At 67.7% G+C, this 18,935-nt stretch carries 19 protein-coding genes; 6 read left to right on the top strand and 13 right to left on the bottom strand.

Annotated features, from left to right (window positions below; all coding sequences use genetic code 11):
* Positions 1–21: 21 nt before the first annotated feature.
* The 9 genes from DZG09_RS11005 to sufB form a co-directional block, all read right to left on the bottom strand.
* Complete coding sequence (locus DZG09_RS11005; protein WP_119697768.1) at positions 22–579, bottom strand: hypothetical protein; 558 nt, start codon at positions 577–579, stop codon at positions 22–24.
* 116 nt (positions 580–695) lie between these two features.
* Positions 696–1,349, bottom strand: coding sequence for a hypothetical protein (locus DZG09_RS11000; protein WP_119697767.1), 654 nt, complete (start codon positions 1,347–1,349; stop codon positions 696–698).
* Positions 1,346–1,996 carry a DUF4352 domain-containing protein gene (locus DZG09_RS10995; protein ID WP_119697766.1) on the bottom strand — a complete coding sequence of 217 codons (651 nt, stop codon included), beginning with the start codon at positions 1,994–1,996 and terminating at the stop codon, positions 1,346–1,348. The genes DZG09_RS11000 and DZG09_RS10995 overlap by 4 nt, the downstream gene beginning before the upstream one ends.
* The gene (locus tag DZG09_RS10990; RefSeq protein WP_119697765.1) at positions 1,993–3,276 is read right to left on the bottom strand and encodes a hypothetical protein; all 1,284 of its coding nucleotides are present in this window, start codon (positions 3,274–3,276) and stop codon (positions 1,993–1,995) included. Before DZG09_RS10990 ends, DZG09_RS10995 begins: the two co-directional genes overlap by 4 nt.
* An 83-nt stretch (positions 3,277–3,359) precedes the next feature.
* Positions 3,360–3,689 carry a metal-sulfur cluster assembly factor gene (locus tag DZG09_RS10985; RefSeq protein WP_119697764.1) on the bottom strand — a complete coding sequence of 110 codons (330 nt, stop codon included), beginning with the start codon at positions 3,687–3,689 and terminating at the stop codon, positions 3,360–3,362.
* Between the two features lie 10 nt (positions 3,690–3,699).
* Complete coding sequence (sufC, locus tag DZG09_RS10980) at positions 3,700–4,470, bottom strand: Fe-S cluster assembly ATPase SufC (RefSeq protein ID WP_119697763.1); 771 nt, start codon at positions 4,468–4,470, stop codon at positions 3,700–3,702.
* A gap of 1 nt (position 4,471) precedes the next feature.
* Positions 4,472–4,798 carry a non-heme iron oxygenase ferredoxin subunit gene (locus tag DZG09_RS10975; protein WP_119697762.1) on the bottom strand — a complete coding sequence of 109 codons (327 nt, stop codon included), beginning with the start codon at positions 4,796–4,798 and terminating at the stop codon, positions 4,472–4,474.
* Positions 4,795–6,009: a Fe-S cluster assembly protein SufD gene (gene sufD, locus DZG09_RS10970; protein WP_119697761.1), complete on the bottom strand. Its 1,215-nt coding sequence runs from the start codon at positions 6,007–6,009 to the stop codon at positions 4,795–4,797. Before sufD ends, DZG09_RS10975 begins: the two co-directional genes overlap by 4 nt.
* 1 nt (position 6,010) lies before the next feature.
* Entirely contained in the window at positions 6,011–7,429 is a 1,419-nt protein-coding gene (gene sufB / locus DZG09_RS10965; RefSeq protein WP_119697760.1) for a Fe-S cluster assembly protein SufB, read from the bottom strand.
* Between the two features lie 239 nt (positions 7,430–7,668).
* Between sufB and DZG09_RS10960 the strand changes: the two genes are divergently transcribed.
* Positions 7,669–8,751 carry a COX15/CtaA family protein gene (locus DZG09_RS10960; RefSeq protein ID WP_240423953.1) on the top strand — a complete coding sequence of 361 codons (1,083 nt, stop codon included), beginning with the start codon at positions 7,669–7,671 and terminating at the stop codon, positions 8,749–8,751.
* 140 nt (positions 8,752–8,891) lie between these two features.
* Here the strand turns inward: DZG09_RS10960 and DZG09_RS10955 are convergent, their stop codons facing one another.
* The gene (locus DZG09_RS10955) at positions 8,892–10,382 is read right to left on the bottom strand and encodes an MFS transporter (RefSeq protein ID WP_240423951.1); all 1,491 of its coding nucleotides are present in this window, start codon (positions 10,380–10,382) and stop codon (positions 8,892–8,894) included.
* Between the two features lie 13 nt (positions 10,383–10,395).
* Complete coding sequence (locus DZG09_RS10950; protein WP_119697997.1) at positions 10,396–11,310, bottom strand: heme o synthase; 915 nt, start codon at positions 11,308–11,310, stop codon at positions 10,396–10,398.
* A gap of 234 nt (positions 11,311–11,544) precedes the next feature.
* On the opposite strand from DZG09_RS10950, the gene tkt reads away from it, so the two are divergent.
* The 5 genes from tkt to pgl all read left to right on the top strand — a co-directional run bounded on the left by tkt (position 11,545) and on the right by pgl (position 18,205).
* Positions 11,545–13,641 carry a transketolase gene (tkt, locus tag DZG09_RS10945; protein ID WP_119697996.1) on the top strand — a complete coding sequence of 699 codons (2,097 nt, stop codon included), beginning with the start codon at positions 11,545–11,547 and terminating at the stop codon, positions 13,639–13,641.
* Complete coding sequence (gene tal, locus DZG09_RS10940; RefSeq protein WP_119697759.1) at positions 13,638–14,744, top strand: transaldolase; 1,107 nt, start codon at positions 13,638–13,640, stop codon at positions 14,742–14,744. The genes tkt and tal overlap by 4 nt, the downstream gene beginning before the upstream one ends.
* A gap of 199 nt (positions 14,745–14,943) precedes the next feature.
* Positions 14,944–16,506 carry a glucose-6-phosphate dehydrogenase gene (gene zwf / locus DZG09_RS10935; protein WP_119697758.1) on the top strand — a complete coding sequence of 521 codons (1,563 nt, stop codon included), beginning with the start codon at positions 14,944–14,946 and terminating at the stop codon, positions 16,504–16,506.
* Positions 16,503–17,438, top strand: a complete 936-nt coding sequence (locus DZG09_RS10930; protein ID WP_119697757.1) for a glucose-6-phosphate dehydrogenase assembly protein OpcA — start codon at positions 16,503–16,505, stop codon at positions 17,436–17,438. Before zwf ends, DZG09_RS10930 begins: the two co-directional genes overlap by 4 nt.
* Entirely contained in the window at positions 17,438–18,205 is a 768-nt protein-coding gene (pgl, locus tag DZG09_RS10925; RefSeq protein ID WP_119697756.1) for a 6-phosphogluconolactonase, read from the top strand. The genes DZG09_RS10930 and pgl overlap by 1 nt, the downstream gene beginning before the upstream one ends.
* Positions 18,206–18,319: 114 nt before the next feature.
* Here pgl and DZG09_RS10920 read toward each other — a convergent pair whose 3' ends face one another.
* The gene (locus DZG09_RS10920) at positions 18,320–18,676 is read right to left on the bottom strand and encodes an RNA polymerase-binding protein RbpA (protein ID WP_119697755.1); all 357 of its coding nucleotides are present in this window, start codon (positions 18,674–18,676) and stop codon (positions 18,320–18,322) included.
* Complete coding sequence (gene secG / locus DZG09_RS10915; protein ID WP_087055301.1) at positions 18,676–18,924, bottom strand: preprotein translocase subunit SecG; 249 nt, start codon at positions 18,922–18,924, stop codon at positions 18,676–18,678. The genes DZG09_RS10920 and secG overlap by 1 nt, the downstream gene beginning before the upstream one ends.
* Positions 18,925–18,935 lie beyond the last annotated feature (11 nt).

The following is an 18,935-nucleotide window of genomic DNA, read 5'->3' as shown; positions in this document are numbered from 1 at the left end:
TCCGGCACGACCAGCTTCGGTCTACACGGCCGGGAGATCGAGCCGAACGTAGTGCACACCGTCGTATGTGACCCTTACGTGGTCGATGTCGGCCCCCTCAGCCGCGAGGATCGTGAAGGTGTTCTCCCACTGGCCCGACGGACCATAGTCGGTGTCGCCCTCGGCGTCGCGAGAAGAGCAAGCCGGGTACTGGTGCAGCGGATCCGACCCGTCGCCGTATCGCGCACCGTCATCACCGACCAGTATCACGGTGCATTCCGCCGCGACCGGCACGCCGCTGTCGAAGGCCAGATGCACGCCGTAGGCGTCGGCGCCATCGGGAATCGGTTCGGTGGAGTAGCCGTCGTCGATGGCGGCGAGGCGCTCGATCTCGGTGAGCCCGACTGTCAGTGCTGTCGTCGCAGGATCGCCGGGCTCCGGATCGCCGTCACGGTGCTCAGGGACACCGGTGAGCTGCGCTGTCCCTCCCTCGGCAGCACGGTCGACCTGGATGCGCAGATCTTCCTGCCACCAGTACTCGGCGAGCCGATCAGAGGAGGCGCCCAGAGCGATCACCAGCGCGACCGGCAGTGCGATCACGCCGAACCGATTTCGTCGCCACCACTGGTGCCCACGCGTGCTTCTGCGGGAGCGAGGGGGTTCAGCCGGCGGTGCGGGCCCATCGTCCAACGGCGGCGCGAGCGGCTCGGGCGACGTCATTGCTCGACCTCCACAGGCTGGATGTCGTACGGCTCCATGTCCGCGAGGCTCGTCGGCAGCGGGTCGCTCGCCGCGGTGAGCGCTTCGGCGCGCTCCTCGTCGAGCTCGAGGTCGATCTCGGCGCGCTGCTCGCGGCGGTCGAGGCCCGACTCCGGGTCTCCCCGCCCCAGGAGCATGGTCGCCCCCCGCACGGCGTCGTCGGGTATCTCGAAGCATGCCATCCAGTACGTGGGCAGTCCCGTGGCGATCGACGTGGCATCGGAGCACCCGGTGCGACTCGAACCCGCAGGCCGGTAGATCGTGCCATCCGCTCCTCGCAGGCGCAGGCCGCCCAAGTGCAGAGAGCGCGCGGGCGCGAGCACCTCGAGATCGACGACGAGGAATGTCGCCGTCGTGGTCTCGACCTCCTCGCGATCGACGAGCGTGTCGGTCGCCCGCACGCCCTTCACCGTGACGTCGACGTAGTCGAGCGAGACGGTGCCTTCGGACGCGGCTGCAGCAACGGAGAACGGCGCCGCTGATGCACTGCTGTCTGAGAGCTGATCGCTCACAACCCTGCCCAGCGACAGCGCCAGCACGAACAGTGCCGCAGCCGCCAGCGTCGAGAGCACGCGGCGTCGTGCCGTGCTGCGATGCGAAGCTCCGCTCATGGTGCCTGCCCCCCGAGCATCTCCACGGGAACAGTCACAGTGTGCGAGAGGCGATCCGTGGCCGCCCAGCGGCGGTCGTCGAGGGTGAGCGGATCGTGCTCGACCCAACGCAGCTCCGTGAACCGAAGCGTGATCTCATCGCCTCTCCATCCGCGATCCTGCGCCCAGCCGTACGTGCCGCGGATGGTGACGCCGGGATTGAGAACGTCGACGAGGTGGCCATCGGCGCTGAACAGCGCCGCACCGTCGGTGTCGTCGTTCGCGTCGCCGACGATGCCCGCGTCATCAGGTGCGTGCACCGCGGATGTCGCGGTGACGCCGAGCCACGGAGCATCGCCGACATTGGTGACCTCGACTGAGGCGATCAGCGCACGCACATCCGGATCTGTTTCGCCGTCATCGTCGCGCGGCAGATAGACGCCGTCCGCATCATCGACGATGTGCGCACCGGTCACCACGAACTCGAAGTCACCGATGCGGAACGGCTCGCCCACGGTGACGGGCTCCGGATCGTCGGGGCGAGCGTCCTGGAGCCAGCCCACCACGGCAAGGGCGACCGACACAGCGACGATGACGCCGAAGCCGATGACGATCACCACGGCGGCGCGACGGCGCATGGCCGCGGGAATCGGCGTCGCGGTGCTCATCGGATCGCCTCAGCGGGGATGGTCGGCGCGCCGACGGGCACGAGGAACCGGTCGAGTGCCGCCGCGACGATCGGCGCGGTCGCCACCAGCTGCAGGGCGAGGCCGATGGCCGTCTCCCACGGAGAGAATGCGAGGAAGGTCCATGCATCGGTCGGTCCGATCAGCCATCTGGCGCACCAGCTCACGATCGTGGGAACGAGGTTGGGAATCAGGAAGACGATGCAGAACGCCAGGATCGGCACGAGTCCCGTGCGCAGCACCAGTCCGACGCCGCCGAAGAACGCCGCCCAACGGCCGCCGATGTCGGCGATGAGGCTGGCACCCACCTTCTTCACACGATCGGGCACAGAGCGTGTGACGCGATTCAGCGCCGGATGATCGACTCGCTCCGGGGGCGTCAGGCGGTGGCCGAGCACGACCGAGGCGACGACCAGCCAGGCGATCGGGACGACGATCACGGGCCCGATCGAGCCGAACAGCCCGACCAGCCAGCTCACGGAGACGTCGAGCGGAATGCCGAGCCATCCGAGGGCGTCGACGACGCCGTCCCACCAGTCGATCATCGCCACGACGAAGGTGCGGCCGAGCAGCCAGTTCATCGCGCCGCGCAGCCCGTCCTGCAGCTGTTCGGAGACGTAGATCGTCCAGAACAGCTCGATGAACGCACCCAGGAACGCGATGCCGACGAAGCGCCACACCCGCTCGACGCGACCGAGCAGCCAGCGCACGATGAGGGCCACGGCGACAAGGGAGAGGATCATCCAGAGCGGGTTGTTCAGCTGCAGCCGCCCCAGCAGGTCGATGCCCTCAGGTGCGGCGAAGCCGTTGAACAGCTCGTCGGCCGCCGCCGCGTTCACGAAACGATTGCGGTCCTCCTCGAGCAGGTTGTACGCCGTGTACACCGCGAGGAACGGCACCAGCACCGACACCGATACGTCGATCAGCCGCTGCTGGCGCCCCTCCGTTGGGCTGTCGGGTGCCTCAGCGGCGATCGCCGCGCGCAGCCGCGGGAGGTCCTCGGCGCAGAGCCGCAGCATGTACACGATCGGCACGAGATACCCGAGCGGCGCGAACACCAGCACGACCTGAGCCAGCCATGGCACGGATGCGCTCAGCGCCACAGCGCCCCAGATGACCGCGTTGCGGAACGCGATCCCCAGCAGTGCGGCCGTGAGCATCCGCGGCCAGTGACGTCCGATGAGCCGACCCGCCGTGCCGACAGAGCCGACGACATCGCGCCACCCGACACGAGTCGCCGCTGTCCTGTCCTCGTCTGCCACGGTCCCATCCTGCCCGAGCCTGCGCCGGAACGCGCAATGCCCCGTCCGAAGGCGGGGCATTGCGCGTGGTCAGCGCAGCGGAGTCAGATAGAGAAGCCGAGTGCGCGCATCATGTCGCGCCCGTCCTCGGAGATCTTCTCCGGCCCCCACGGCGGCATCCAGACCCAGTTGATCCGGAACCGTTCGACCACGCCGTCGAGCGCCTGACCGGTCTGCTCTTCGAGCACGTCGGTGAGCGGACATCCGGCGCTCGTCAGTGTCATGTGGATGACCAGCGCGTCGTTCTCGTCGTCCCAGCTGAGGTCGTAGATCAGTCCGAGGTCGACGATGTTGACCCCGAGCTCGGGGTCCATGACGTCCTTGAGCGCTTCTGTGACCTCGTCGAACTTCCCGTCGGCAAGCGTGGCGTCCATACGACTCAGCCTACGCTTCGATCGTCGCGTCGTCGGGGAGGTAGCCCGCGTAGCCGGACTCCTCGAGCTTGTCGGCCAGCTCGGCGCCGCCCTCTTCGACGATCCTGCCGCCGATCATCACGTGCACGTAGTCCGGCGCGATGTAGCGCAGGATGCGCGTGTAGTGCGTGATCAGCAGCACACCGAGCCCCGTCGCCTCGCGCGCACGGTTGACGCCCTCCGAGACGACCTTGAGCGCATCGACGTCGAGACCGGAGTCGGTCTCATCGAGGATCGCCAGCTGCGGCTTAAGCAGCTCCAGCTGGAGGATCTCGTTTCGCTTCTTCTCGCCTCCGGAGAAGCCCTCGTTCACGTTGCGCTGGGCGAACTTCGGGTCCATCCGGAGGTTCGTCATGCCCTCCTTGATGTCCTTCGTCCAGGTCCGGATGGCCGGCGCCTCGCCGTCCAGCGCGGTCTTGGCCGTGCGCAGGAAGTTCGTCACGGTCACGCCCGGGATCTCGACCGGGTACTGCATCGCGAGGAACAGTCCGGCACGAGCGCGCTCGTCGACGCTCATCTCGAGGACGTCCTCCCCGTCGAGCGCGATCGAACCGCTCGTGACGGTGTACTTCGGGTGGCCGGCGATCGTCGACGCGAGCGTCGACTTGCCTGACCCGTTGGGGCCCATGATCGCGTGCGTCTCGCCGGAGCGCACTGTGAGGTTCACGCCGTTGAGAATGGGCGTGGTCCCCTCGTCGGTCTCGACCGTGACGTGCAGGTCGCGGATCTCGAGAACAGCCATGTCAGACTTCCTTCTTCACGTTGGGATCGATGAGCACGTCGTCGCCGTCGATCTCGACGGCGAAGACCGGGACGGGCTCGTATGCGGGGAGGTTCAAGGGCTTGCCGGTCGTCAGCGAGAACGCGGATCCGTGCGCCCAGCACTCCAGGGTGTCGTCCTCGACGAAGCCCTCTGAGAGGGAGACTTCGCCGTGGGTGCAGGTGTCGCCGATGGCGTGCACATCGCCGTTGGAATCGAGGACGACCGCGACCGGCACGCCGTCGGCCTCGACGCGGAGCGCCTCGTCCTGGACGAGCTCGCTCAGCGCACAGACGCGGACGGCGCTCACTGCTCGCCCTCCGCGAGTTCGCGCTCGATCGCCTCCGACAGCTCCGCCTCCAGATCCGGCAGGTTCAGCTTCTGCACGATCTCGGCCAGGAAGCCGACGACCACCAGACGGCGTGCCTCCTCCTCGGAGATGCCGCGCGCCTGCAGATAGAACAGCTGCTCGTCGTCGAAGCGGCCCGTCGCCGAGGCGTGCCCGGCACCGAGGATGTCGCCCGTCTCGATCTCGAGGTTGGGGATCGAGTCGGCGCGCGCGCCGTTCGTGAGCACCAGGTTGCGGTTGGCCTCGTAGGAGTTCGTGCCGGTGGCATCCGGGCCGATCAGCACATCGCCGATCCACACGCTGTGCGCGCTCGCGCCCTGCAGCGCACCCTTGTAGAGCACGTCACCCGTGGTGTGCGGACCCTTGTGGAACAGGAACACCTGGCTCTCGAAGTGCTGGCCGGCGTCGGCGAAGCTGAGGCCGTAGCCCTCGCCGACCGCGCCGGCGCCGGCGAGCTCGATGTTCGGGTTGACCCGCACGAGCGATCCGCCGAAGGTGACCACGAAGTGCCGCAGGCGCGCATCGTTGTCGACACGCGCCTGGTGGCTGGCGGTGTGCACGGCGTCATCGTCCCAGTGCTGCACGGAGATGACCGTAAGGTCTGCGCCGTCGCGCACGATGATCTCGACGTTCTGCGCGTACTGAGCCGAGCCGGAGTGCCGCAGCACGACGACGGCCTTGGAGTGCTCTGCCGCTTCGATGACGATATGGTCATCGGCGCGCTGCTCGGCGCCCTGACCCGTGATGCGGATGGTGATCGGCTCTTCGACGATCTCCTCGCGCGGGATCCTGACGAAGCGGGCCTCGGTCGCCGACTGCCATGCGACCGCCGACGGCAGGTCCTCCGGCACGAAGAACTCACCGCGCGGGGCGACGCCCACGGGCAGCGACTGGTCGAGGAACTGCTCGCCCGAGATGACCTCGTGGACGACGCCGCCGTCGGCGTCCGCCTGCTCGAACAGCGGCGAGACGGTCTTCAGCGGTGTGTGCAGCCAGTTCACCTCGCGCCCGGTCGGCGTCCCGAAGTCGGCCGGATCGAACGAGCGAGGGCGCTCCGAACGCGTCTGGACCGGAATCATGACGTCGTCCTGTGGCGGGATGATCACCGTCGCGGGGTCGCGATGGGCGTGCTCTTCCTGCGCCGCGACCGGCGCCTGAGTCGTGTCTGCCATATCAGCCGACGGATCCTTCCATGCCCATCTCGATGAGCTTGTTCAACTCGAGCGCGTACTCCATGGGGAGCTCGCGCGCGATCGGCTCGATGAACCCGCGCACGATCATCGCCATCGCCTCGTCCTCCGGCATGCCGCGGCTCTGCAGATAGAACAGCTGCTCGGCGCTGACCTTGGAGACGGTCGCCTCGTGCCCGAGCTCGACGTCGTCGACCCGGATGTCGATGGCGGGGTAGGTGTCGCTGCGCGAGATCGTGTCGACCAGCAGCGCGTCGCACCTCACGGTGTTCGCCGAGTGGTGCGCGTTCTCATCGACGCGCACCTCACCGCGATAGCCCGCACGTCCACCGCCGCGGGCGATCGACTTCGACACGATCGACGACTGCGTGTAGGGCGCCATGTGGATCATCTTCGCGCCGGCGTCCTGGTGCTGACCGGGGCCCGCGAAGGCGACCGAAAGCGTCTCGCCCTTGGCGTGCTCGCCCATCAGGAAGATCGACGGGTACTTCATCGTCACCTTCGAGCCGATGTTGCCGTCGACCCACTCCATCGTCGCGCCCTCGTGCGCGACGGCGCGCTTGGTGACGAGGTTGTACACGTTGTTCGACCAGTTCTGGATGGTCGTGTACCGCACCCGCGCGTTCTTCTTCACGATGATCTCGACGACGGCCGAGTGCAGCGAATCGCTCTTGTAGATCGGGGCCGTGCAGCCCTCGATGTAGTGGATGTAGCTGCCCTCGTCCGCGATGATCAGGGTGCGCTCGAACTGCCCCATGTTCTCGGTGTTGATGCGGAAGTACGCCTGCAGAGGGATCTCGACGTGCACGCCCTTCGGCACGTACACGAACGACCCGCCCGACCAGACGGAGGTGTTCAGCGCGGCGAACTTGTTGTCGCCGGGCGGGATGACGGTGCCGAAGTACTCCTCGAAGAACTCCGGGTGCTCGCGCAGGGCGGTGTCCGTGTCCATGAAGATCACGCCCTGGCTCTCCAGGTCCTCGCGGATCTGGTGGTACACGACCTCCGACTCGTACTGGGCGGCGACACCCGCGACGAGTCGCTGGCGCTCGGCCTCGGGGATGCCCAGCTTCTCATAGGTGTTCTTGATCTCGTCCGGCAGGTCCTCCCAGTTCTGGGCCTGCTTCTCGGTCGAGCGCACGAAGTACTTGATGTTGTCGAAGTCGATCTCGCTGAGGTCGGCGCCCCAGGTGGGCATCGGCTTCTTCTCGAACAGCTTCAGACCCTTCAGGCGGGTCTTGAGCATCCATTCCGGTTCGCTCTTCAGCTGTGAGATGTCGCGCACGACCGACTCGGTGAGGCCGCGCTTCGCGCTCGCGCCAGCCGCATCCTCATCGTGCCAGCCGAACTCGTACACCCCCAGGCCTTCCAGCTCTGGGCGGTCGATCAGCACATCAGACATGACGTCTCTACTCTCCTCGTGGATCCCGAATCGGTATCATCCGGCCCGCCCTTACGGAGAAAGGGGCGCTGTTGGGGACCCGGTTTCAGCGCATTCCGCGCTTGTTCTCAACCATTCAAGTCTACAGGCTCACAGCGGCGACGCGCCCGGTTCAGCGGCATCCGCTCCGTGCGGTTCCGGCAGGTCGTGACGCGCCCCGCGCTCATCATCGACGCAGGTTGCCTTCCTAGACTGCTGGAGTGCGCATCTCCCCCGCCCTGAGGTTCTTCGCCTGGCTCTCCTTCCTCGCCGAGGTGATCATCATCGGCACGGGAGGTGCCGTGCGTCTGACCGGCTCCGGTCTCGGCTGCGACCAGTGGCCGCTGTGCACCCCCGATTCCCTCGTGCCGACGGCCGCGCAGGGCATCCACGGCATCATCGAGTACGGCAACCGCATGATGACGGGCGTCGTCGGCATCTTCGCGCTGGCAGTGCTGTTCCTGGTGCTGTTCGCCGCCGGCCGGATGCGCGCGGTCGCGCCCGCGCTGATCTTCGCGATCGGCGGTGTCGTCGTCGCCATCGGCGCCTATGCAGCCCTCAACGCGCTGGGTCGGAGCGATGTCGGCTCTGTGGTGATGTCGGTGGTCCTTCTCGTCGCGGTGCTCGCTGGCATGGCCTATTCGCTTGCGAAGACCCGCGTGCGCCGCGACCTGCATGTGCTGGCGTGGGTCGTGCTGGTCGGCGTCATGGCGCAGGCAGTCGTCGGCGGAAGCGCCGTTCTCACCGAGCTGAACCCGTTCATCGTCGGCTTCCACTACGCGTCGTCGCTCGCCCTTGTCTGCGTCACAGCGGCGTTCCTGGTCAGGATGAACGCCGAGCCGGGCGACCGCGCACTCGCCGTGCCGCGCGGCTACGCCGTGCTCGTGCACGTCACGTCGCTGGTCCTCGCGGTGACGATCGCGTTCGGCGTGCTCACGACGGGGAACGGACCGCACTCGGGTGACCGGTACGTGCAGCGAGACGGCTTCGACGCCACGCTGCTCGCACACGTGCACTCGTGGCCCGGGTACGCGCTGCTCGCGCTGGCTCTCGTGATCACCGCACTCGCATGGATCAGGAGGCTTCCGACACGTGCATGGGCGACGGTCTTCCTCGCCGTGCTGATCGTGCAGATCGGTGTCGGCGTGTGGCAGGCCAATGCCGCTCTGCCCCCGCTGCTGGTCGGCATCCACATGGTGCTCGCCGCACTCTCAGCGGCCGCCTATGTGGCCGTCGTACTCCGCCTGAAGGCGCCGGTCGCCTCGCGGCTCCCTCGAGGCGAGCACTTTCCCCACGCCGGCTGATCCGGCGAGCCGTCGGCTCTCAGCCGTCGCTGCTCCCCATGCCGATCAGTATCCCGCGCGCGAGCGAGTGGAGGCCCCTGAAGCCGAGGATGGCCGGGCTGCGCCGCTGATGAGATGCAGGAGAGCTGAAGAGCCGTGGGTCAGGCCTCGCTGGAGCCGCCACGGGCCGCTCTGCGACGACTGCCCAGGTCGATGAACGCCACGGCCAGTGCACCGGCGACGCACACAGCGGTCGCGAGAAGGCCCGTTCCGAACGCGTCGTGGTAGACCGTCGTATCGCCGGATCCATCGGACTCGCGGTACACGGTCGAGTAGAACAGGGACAGGCCGACGGCCGTGCCGACCGCTGTGCCGATTCGTTGACCGAGCTGCCCTACCGACCCGGCCAGCCCGCCCTCACGGGGCGGGATCTCGGCCAGGGTCAGGGTCTGGTTCGGCGAGATGACGAAGCCTCCGCCGATGCCGCCGACCGCCAGCACGCCCGCCATGAGCCACGGCGTGACGGCGTCGCTCGCGACGTAGCCCACGATGACGAGGCCGACGATCGCGGACAGCACTGTGATCAGCCCGGCGATCACGAGGCTGCGACCGAGTCGGTCGACGAGCCTGCCGCCGAGCCACGATGTATATGCGCTCAGCAGCGCGAAGCCCATTGTGACCATGCCGGCATACACGGGCTCGATGCCGAGACCGGTCTGCAGGAACACCGCCGTGAGCAGGAACACCGTCGGCAGGCCGGCGAAGTACAGCAGCTGCAGCAGGTTCCCGTTGCGCCACGACACCACGCGGAACAGCCGCAGCGGCACGAGCGGCGACTTGCCACGCTGAGCATAACGGCGCTCCCAGGCGACGAAACCGGCGCAGAACAGCAGGAACGGCACCAGCAGCCACCATCGGGCCGGGGCGTCGTCCGGCGAACCCGTGGTGAGCAGGAACGGCGTCATGAGCGAGATCACGGCGATGCCGAACAGCGCAAGCCCGATGGGATCGAGCTCGAGGCGCGCGGGAGACGGCCTGCGCACCTCTGGCAGCACGAAGACGGCGGCGAGCACCACGACCAGGCACAGCGGCAGGTTGAGCCAGAAGATCCAGCGCCATCCGTCGGTCGGTCCGCCGAGTGCGATCAGCAGGCCGCCGAGGGTCGGGCCGAATGCCGTGGCGAGACCGACCGCCGCACCGAACAGACCGAAGGCGACACCGCGCTCACGCCCGGTGAACAGCTGCTGGATCGTGCCCATCACCTGCGGCATCTGCACGCCGGCCGCCACACCCTGCAGGAAGCGCGCGATGACGAGCCACCAGATGTTGGGAGCGACGGCGCACAGCACGCTCGCGACCGCGAAGGCGCACAGTCCGACGATCATCAGCGTCCGCCTCGAGCGCTGGTCGCCGATGCGCCCGAACGGCACGAGCCCGAGGCCGAAGGCCAGGATGTACCCGGAGACGACGAGCTGCAGCTCCGTCGAGCCGCCACCGAGAGCCTCCTCGATCGAGGGCAGTCCGACATTCACCTTCGAGATGTCCAGGATGGTGAACGCGGCAACAGCCACGCAGACCCAGAACGCGCGCCAGCGCTGCCCGTGGTCGAGCACGATGGAGCGTGTGGCCGGAGGATCTCCTGCTGAGCTCACGGGGTCCGATCGGTCAGAACGGCAGCAGCGGATCGACCGCGACCGCCACGAATACGAGGGTCAGGTAGGTGATGGACGCGTGGAACACACGCATCGGGCCCGCCCCCTCGCCCTTGACCGTACGGTTATAGAGCCTGTGCGACTCGAACAGGAACCAACCGCCGAACACCACGGCGGATGCGGAGTACACGATCCCCATGCCCGCGACGGGGATCAGCAGCAGCGAGCAGGCGATCGTCGCCCACGCGTAGAGGATGATCTGCAGGCCGACCTGCACACCGTTGCGGGTGGCGCCGAGCATCGGAACATTCGCCTCGGAGTAATCGGCGGCGTACTTGATCGACAGCGGCCAGTAGTGCGGCGGCGTCCACAGGAACACCAGGGCGAACAGAACGAAGGCCGGCCAGTCCAGTGAATTCGTCACCGCCGCCCATCCGATCAGCACGGGGAAGCAGCCTGCGATGCCGCCCCACACGATGTTCTGCTCGGTGTGGCGTTTGAGCAGCAGCGTGTAGATGACCACGTAGAAGAAGATCGCCCCCGCCGACAGTGCGGCGGTGAGCAGATTGGCCGTGAGCAGGAACCAGACAGTGGACGCGATCGCCAGCGACCATGCGAACACGAGCGCGCCACGCGGTGAGACCTCGCCGGTGACGAGCGGCCGGTTCTTGGTGCGCTGCATGTGCGCGTCCATGTCGCGGTCGATGTACATGTTGAACGCCGCGGCGGAACCCGCACTGGCCGAACCGCCGATCACGGTCGCCACGACGAGCCAGAGGTTCGGCAGTCCCTGCGCGGCGAGGAACATGACCGGAACCGTCGATACGAGCAGCAGCTCGAGCACCCGCGGCTTCGTCAGCATCACGTACGCGCGAACTGTGCGCCGGATGTCCTTGCCTGTGCGGCGGTCGGAGACGGCAGTCGACATCGCACGTCCCTTCTTCACTCGCTGCGGCAGAACCCGCATCAGTCTAGTTCATCCGGATGCTGGGAGTCGGCTCGGAGCTCACTGAACGCCGTTCATGATTGTGGGGATACGCCGCGTGACGCGCGGGCTCCCTGCGGCGGAGCGCGATGACTAGGATGGAGTTGAACGCGCGCTCGAATGCCACCCGTTCCTGCGGACGGCCCGAGCGCTAAACCCAGGATGAAAGGCGGTCCGGTGACGGAACTGCGTTGGGACGAGATTGACGAGCGAGCCGTTGACACGGCGCGCGTGCTCGCGGCGGATGCTGTGGAGAAGGTCGGCAACGGCCACCCCGGCACCGCGATGAGCCTCGCGCCTGCGGCCTACCTGCTGTACCAGCGGGTCATGGACCATGACCCGACTGACACGCACTGGATCGGTCGCGACCGCTTCATCCTGTCGGCCGGTCACTCCTCGCTCACCCAGTACGTGCAGCTGTACCTCGGCGGTTTCGGGCTCGAGCTCGACGACCTCAAGGCACTGCGCACCTGGGGCTCGAAGACACCAGGACACCCTGAGTACGGCGAGACCGACGGCGTCGAGATCACGACCGGTCCGCTCGGTCAGGGCCTCGCGTCCTCCGTGGGCTTCGCCTATGCAGCCCGCTACGAGCGCGGTCTGTTCGATCCGGAGGCTCCGGCGGGCGAGAGCCCGTTCGACCACTTCGTCTATGTCATCGCCAGTGACGGCGATCTGCAGGAGGGCGTGACGAGCGAGGCCTCCTCCCTCGCCGGGCACCAGAAGCTCGGCAATCTGATCGCGCTCTACGATGCGAACCAGATCTCCATCGAGGACGACACCGACGTGGCGTTCACCGAGGATGTGGCCGCACGCTACGAGGCGTACGGCTGGCAGGTGCTGACCGTCGACTGGAAGAAGACCGGCGACTACGTCGAGGACGTCCACGAACTGTTCGCGGCAGTCGAGGCGGCCAAGGCCGAGACCGACAAGCCGTCGCTGATCGTGCTCAAGACGGTCATCGGATGGCCTGCGCCCGAGAAGCAGAACACGGGCGGCATCCACGGTTCGGCGCTCGGCGCCGAAGAGCTCGCGGCGACCAAGCAGGCGCTCGGCTTCGACCCGGAGAAGACCTTCGAGGTCTCTGACGAGGTCATCGCCCGCACTCGCGGTCTCGCCGATCGTGCGGCCGACGTGCGCGTCGCGTGGCAGCAGAAGTTCGACGCCTGGGCTGCGGCCAATCCGGAGCGCAAGGCGCTGCTCGATCGTCTCGAAGCCGGCGAGCTGCCGCAGGGCATCGAGGACGTGCTGCCGGAGTTCGAGGCAGGCAAGGCGGTCGCCACGCGCGCTGCGTCCGGCAAGGTCCTCAACGCTCTCGGACCGGTCATGCCCGAGCTGTGGGGCGGTTCCGCCGACCTCGCGGGTTCGAACAACACCACGATCGACGGTGTCGACTCGTTCAACCCCGCTTCGGCGTCGACCGCCAAGTTCACCGGTTCGCCTTACGGCCGCGTTCTGCACTTCGGCATTCGCGAGCATGCGATGGGCGCGATCCTGAACGGCATCGTGCTGCATGGGAAGACGCGCGCCTACGGCGGCACCTTCCTGCAGTTCGCCGACTACATGCGTCCCGCGGTCCGACTGGCCGCGCTGATGAACATCCCCAGCGTGTTCGTGTGGACCCACGACTCGGTGGCGCTCGGCGAGGACGGCCCGACGCACCAGCCGATCGAGCACCTCACCGCACTGCGGGCCATCCCGAACCTCGCCGTGGTCCGCCCGGCCGACGCCAACGAGACGGCGTACGCGTGGCTCGAGATCCTGAAGCGCCGCGGCGGCCCGTCGGGGCTCGCCCTGACCCGTCAGGGCGTCGCGACGTACGAGCGCGGCGACGCAGAGGCATCCGGCGACACCTTCGCCTCAGCCTCGCTCACCGGCCGTGGAGCGTACGTGCTCGCCGAGGCACCGGGCGGTGCGCCCGACGTCATCCTGATCGCCACCGGCAGCGAGGTGCAGCTGGCCGTCGAGGCCCGCGAGTCCCTCAAGGCCGATGGCGTGAACGCGCGCGTCGTGTCGGCTCCCTCGCTGGAGTGGTTCGCCGAGCAGTCTGAGGAGTACCGCGAGAGCGTGCTTCCTGCCGCAGTGAAGGCGCGCGTGTCCGTGGAAGCCGGCCTCGCGATGCCGTGGCGCGGCATCGTCGGCGACGCCGGCCGTTCCGTGTCGATCGAGCACTTCGGTGCATCGGCCGACTACAAGACCCTGTTCGAGAAGTTCGGTGTCACGGCGCAGGCCGTCGTCGACGCCGCCCGCGAGACCATCAAGGAGAACTCGTGACCTCCCCCACCGCTCAGCTGTCCGCCACCGGCGTCAGCATCTGGCTCGACGACCTGTCGCGCGAGCGCATCACGTCGGGCAACCTGCAGGAGCTCATCGACACGCGTGACGTCGTCGGTGTGACGACGAACCCGACGATCTTCGCCGGAGCGCTCAGCAACGGCGCGTCGTACGCCGATCAGGTCGCCGAGCTGGCGAAGGCCGACTCCAACGTCGATGACGCCATCATCACCATCACCACAGACGACGTCCGCGACGCGTGCGATGTCTTCCGTCCGGTCTACGACGCCACGAACGGTGTCGATGGCCGCGTTTCGATCGAGGTCTCCCCCGACCTCGCGAACGACACGGAGGGCACGATCGCTCAGGCCAAGCAGTTGTGGTCGACGGTCGACCGTCCGAACGCGCACATCAAGATCCCGGCGACCCTCGCCGGGCTTCCGGCGATCACCGAGGCGATCGGTTCCGGCATCAGCGTGAACGTGACGCTGATCTTCTCGCTCGAGCGCTACGCCGCTGTCATCGACGCGTACCTCGCCGGTCTCGAGCAGGCCAAGGCCGCCGGCCACGATCTGTCGCAGATCCACTCCGTCGCGTCCTTCTTCGTATCCCGTGTGGACAGCGAGGTCGACAAGCGGCTCAAGGCCGTCGGCACCGACGAGGCCGCCGCTCTGCTGTCCAAGGCGGGTGTCGCCAACGCACGCCTCGCGTTCGAGCTGTTCGAGCAGAAGTTCGCCGAGCAGCGGGCGACCGAGCTCGTCGAGGCGGGTGCGAACGTGCAGCGTCCGCTGTGGGCGTCGACCGGTGTCAAGGACCCGGCGCTTCCTGACACGCTGTACGTCACGGAGCTCGCCGCTTCCGGCACGGTGAACACCATGCCGGAGAAGACGCTTGAGGCGACCTTCGACCACGCCGTCGTGACCGGCGACGCCGTGACCGGCGCCTACGCCGAAGCACACGCCGTCATCGACGGCCTCGCCTCGGTCGGTGTGGACTTCGCCGACGTCACCAAGGTGCTCGAGACCGAGGGCGTGGAGAAGTTCATCGCATCGTGGCAGGAACTGAAGCAGACCGTCCAGGACGCGCTCTCGAGCGCCGAGTGACGTAGGGCGTGTCTCACAGCTGGTCACCCGCTGCGCAGGTCGCTACGGCTCAGATCGTGAGACACGCCCACCACCCACCGCAGCGGCGGCGAGGCTCGAGAACCACCTCAGCATGCCTCGCCGCCGCTGACGCACCTGAGGGTCTCCCCGCGAACGGCGGCCCGACGAAACGGCAGAGCACTATCCCAACTGGAGTTTCATGACCGTCCCCATCTCGCGCGGCGAGAACCCGCTGCGCGACGCAGACGACCTTCGGCTCAACCGCATCGCGGGCCCGAGCGCGCTGGTCATCTTCGGTGTCACCGGCGACCTCTCCCGCAAGAAGCTGATGCCCGCAGTGTACGACCTCGCCAATCGCGGCTTGCTGCCCCCGGGCTTCGCCCTCGTCGGGTTCGCACGGCGCGAGTGGGAGGACCAGGACTTCGCGGAGGTCGTGCGCGACGCCGTGCGCCAGCACGCTCGCACCGAGTTCCGCGAAGAGACCTGGCAGCAGCTGCAGCGCGGCATCCGGTTCGTCCAGGGAACGTTCGATGACGACGACGCCTACCGTCGTCTGCGCGAAACGGTCGATCTCCTCGACAAAGAGCGCGGCACGATGGGGAACCACGCCTTCTACCTGTCGATCCCGCCCAAGGCGTTCGACACGGTCGCCCAGCAGCTGCTGAAGTCCGGACTCGTCGATGACAAGACCGACGCCGATCGCTGGCGGCGCGTCGTCATCGAGAAGCCGTTCGGACACGACCTCGAATCGGCCAGGGAGCTGAACGACTCGCTCGAGGCGGCGTTCCCCGCCGACGCGATATTCCGCATCGACCACTACCTCGGCAAGGAGACGGTCCAGAACATCCTGGCTCTGCGCTTCGCCAACGAGCTGTACGAGCCGATCTGGAACCGCAACTTCGTCGACCACGTGCAGATCACGATGGCCGAGGACATCGGCGTCGGCGGGCGCGCCGGCTATTACGACGGCGTCGGCGCCGCGCGCGATGTGATCCAGAACCACCTGCTGCAGCTGCTCGCGCTCACCGCGATGGAAGAGCCCATCAGCCTCTCCGCCGAGCATCTCCGCAATGAGAAAGAGAAGGTCCTCGCTGCCGTCGAGCTGCCGGACGACCTCTCGACGGCGACCGCACGCGGCCAGTACGCGGGCGGTTGGCAGGGCGGTGAGCACGTCAGCAGCTTCCTCGAAGAGGACGGGATGAACCCCAGCTCCACCTCGGAGACCTATGCAGCGATCAAGCTCGGCATCAACACCCGTCGCTGGGCCGACGTACCGTTCTACCTGCGCACCGGAAAGCGTCTCGGTCGCCGCGTGACCGAGATCGCCGTGGTGTTCAAACAGGCACCAGGACAGCTCCTCTCGCGCGGCCAAGGCTCCGAGCTCGGTCAGAACGCGCTCGTGATCCGGGTGCAGCCGGATGAGGGCGTCACGCTGCGATTCGGTTCGAAGGTGCCGGGCAACGGCACGCACGTGCGCGATGTCACCATGGACTTCGGCTACGGCCACGCTTTCACTGAGGACAGCCCCGAAGCCTACGAGCGGCTCATCCTGGACGTTCTGCTCGGCGACCCGCCGCTGTTCCCGCGCCATGAGGAGGTCGAGCTGTCGTGGCGCATCCTCGATCCGGTGGAGAAGTACTGGGCCGAACTGGACGCGCAGCCGAACGGCGGCGCTCTCGAACAGTACGGTCCCGGCTCGTGGGGGCCGCCCTCCGCCGATGCACTGCTCGCTCGCGATGGCCGCGTCTGGAGGCGCCCGTGATCAACGATCTTCCCAACACCACCGTCTCCAAGGTCGCCAAGGCGCTCGTCAGCATGCGCGAGGAGGGCGGCGCCGTCGCTCTCGGTCGCGTGCTCACGCTGGTGATCGCCTCGCCCGGCGTCCACCATGAGGCAGCCATCGATGCGGCGAATGCCGCCTCGGCCGAGCATCCGATGCGCGTGATCGTGATCCGCACCGACGCGCAGGGTGAGACCCGACTCGACGCGCAGATCCGCGTCGGCGGCGATGCCGGCGCCAGCGAGGTCATCGTGCTCACCGCAGGCGGCGAGACCGCCGTCAACAAGGAGAGCCTGGTCACCGGCCTGCTGCTGCCGGACGCCCCTGTGGTCGTATGGTGGCCCGACCAGCCGCCGACGAACGCCAGTCAGAGCGACCTCGGCCACATCGCCCAACGCCGCATCACCGACACATCGACCGCGTCGTCGAAGCGTGAGCGTCTCACCCAGCTTCTCGAGGCGTACACGCCGGGCGACACAGACATCGCATGGACGAGGCTGACGCGCTGGCGCGAACAGCTTGCCTCTGTTCTCGATCAGCCGCCGTTCGAGCCGATCTCGGCCGCCGAGGTGCGAGGCTCGGGGCAGTCGCCGTCGACCGCGCTGCTGGCCGCATGGCTCGGCATGGCGCTCGATCTGCCAGTGAGCTGGCATCCGGAGACCGCCGACGAGTGGGACCACGGCATCCACTCCGTGCGGCTCACGCGCCCCAGCGGCGACATCGTGCTCGAACGGCAGAACGACACGGTCGCAGTTCTGACACAGCCGGGTCAGCCGGATCACGAGCTGCATCTGCCGCGCCGCTCGCTGCGCGAGTGCCTTGCGGAGGAGCTGCGGCGCCTCGATCCGGATCTGCTGTACGGCCGTGTGCTGACCGACGGCTGGGCCAACCTGCCGAAGCCGGGCGGCAGCTGATGGCCTCCAGTGTCAGGCGCGTCGTCGTCGAGGCCGACAAGTCGGCACTCGCCGACGCCGTTGCGGCACAGTTCGTGGGCAAGCTCGCGCAGCTCACGCAGGAGCGCGAGACCGTGCACGTTTCGCTCACAGGCGGTTCGATGGGCGCGGCGGTTCTCGAACGAGTGGCCGGCCATCCGGGCGCGGCGATGGTGGACTTCCCGCGGGTGCACTTCTGGTGGAGCGACGAGCGCTTCCTCCCCCGCGCCGACGGGGAGCGCAACGCGTTCCAGGCCAGAGAAGCGCTGCTGGACTCGCTCGACCTTCCGACCGCGAACGTGCACGAGCCTGCGGCAGCGGATGACGGCGTTCCGCTCGACGAGGCTGCATCCGCATACGCGGAGGAGCTGGCCAGGTACGGGACGGACGAACGCCCCTATCCTGAGTTCGACATCTGCTTCCTCGGGGTCGGCCCCGACGGGCACATCGCGTCGCTGTTCCCCGATCGCGCCGAGGTCTCGGTCACGGATGCCAGCGTGCTGGCGGTGAGGGACTCCCCCAAGCCTCCGCCGGAGCGGATCACGTTCACACGCCCGGTGATCAACTCCTCGCGCCGTGTGTGGCTCGTCGCAGCCGGGGCGGACAAGGCACCGGCCCTCGGTCTCGTGCTGGCAGGCGCCAGTCCGCTCAGCGTGCCGGCCGCGGGCGCCTCAGGCACGTCGGAGACGGTGGCGTGGGTCGACCGCGCCGCAGCAGCCGATCTCCCCGACGACCTCCTCGAGGAGTGACCCCGTAACTCTTCATTTCTGGCACATCTCCGGTGGGATTCCCAACAGGAGATGTGCCAGAAATGAAGAATCGCCCCGGGCAGAGTGTGCGCAGGGCGGATCTTCGGGGCGTGGTCAGGGTTGGCCGCGGCGGTCGCGCAGCTTTTGGAGCGCCTCGTCGAGGAGTTCTTCCGCCTCGTCCTCCGTACGGCGCTCCTTCACGTATGCCAGGTGCGTCTTGAACGGCTGGTTCGATCCGGATGCCGGAGGGTTCTGCTTGTCGCGTCCGGCGGGGAGCCCCGATTTGGGGTGGTCGATGAGCTCGGGCAGGTCCTCATCGGGCACATCAGCTGCAAAGTAACGGACCGCCTCGTTTCCCTCGGCGTCCCAGTACGAGACGGCACGGCGCCGGCTCTGGTGACCGTGGTCCTGCTCCCCCATCGGTCCTGAGCCGACGCGGGTGCCGCGGATCGCACTGCCGCCGGAGGCCATCAGATGACCTGGAACTTGGTGATCAGCCCGAGCCCCACGATCGACAGGAACCAGACCAGAGCCACGAGGATCGTGATCACGTTGAGGTTGCGCTCCGCAACACCGGATGATCCGACCGTCTGCGACATCCCGCCGCCGAACATGTCGGACAGTCCGCCGCCTCGGCCGCGGTGGAGCAGGATGAAGAATGTCAGGATGAGGCTGGTCAGACCCAGCAGCACCTGCAGGATGAATTCGATGATCGCCACGAGAACCTACC

It is taken from the genome of Microbacterium halotolerans, from assembly GCF_003569805.1.
Lineage (GTDB): Bacteria > Actinomycetota > Actinomycetes > Actinomycetales > Microbacteriaceae > Microbacterium > Microbacterium halotolerans.
The sequence above is the reverse complement of the archived record's forward strand: the minus strand, read 5'-3'. Positions and strand labels throughout refer to the sequence as shown.

Excerpts from the sequence above, each read along its gene's own strand:
- DZG09_RS10995 (WP_119697766.1), bottom strand. The coding sequence starts at position 1,996 with ATGAGCACCGCGACGCCGATTCCCGCGGCCATGCGCCGTCGCGCCGCC.
- DZG09_RS10985 (WP_119697764.1), bottom strand. The coding sequence starts at position 3,689 with ATGGACGCCACGCTTGCCGACGGGAAGTTCGACGAGGTCACAGAAGCG.
- pgl (WP_119697756.1), top strand. The coding sequence starts at position 17,438 with ATGGCCTCCAGTGTCAGGCGCGTCGTCGTCGAGGCCGACAAGTCGGCA.
- sufC (WP_119697763.1), bottom strand. The coding sequence starts at position 4,470 with ATGGCTGTTCTCGAGATCCGCGACCTGCACGTCACGGTCGAGACCGAC.
- DZG09_RS10920 (WP_119697755.1), bottom strand. The coding sequence starts at position 18,676 with ATGGCCTCCGGCGGCAGTGCGATCCGCGGCACCCGCGTCGGCTCAGGA.
- sufD (WP_119697761.1), bottom strand. The coding sequence starts at position 6,009 with ATGGCAGACACGACTCAGGCGCCGGTCGCGGCGCAGGAAGAGCACGCC.
- sufB (WP_119697760.1), bottom strand. The coding sequence starts at position 7,429 with ATGTCTGATGTGCTGATCGACCGCCCAGAGCTGGAAGGCCTGGGGGTG.
- DZG09_RS11000 (WP_119697767.1), bottom strand. The coding sequence starts at position 1,349 with ATGAGCGGAGCTTCGCATCGCAGCACGGCACGACGCCGCGTGCTCTCG.
- DZG09_RS10950 (WP_119697997.1), bottom strand. The coding sequence starts at position 11,310 with ATGTCGACTGCCGTCTCCGACCGCCGCACAGGCAAGGACATCCGGCGC.
- zwf (WP_119697758.1), top strand. The coding sequence starts at position 14,944 with ATGACCGTCCCCATCTCGCGCGGCGAGAACCCGCTGCGCGACGCAGAC.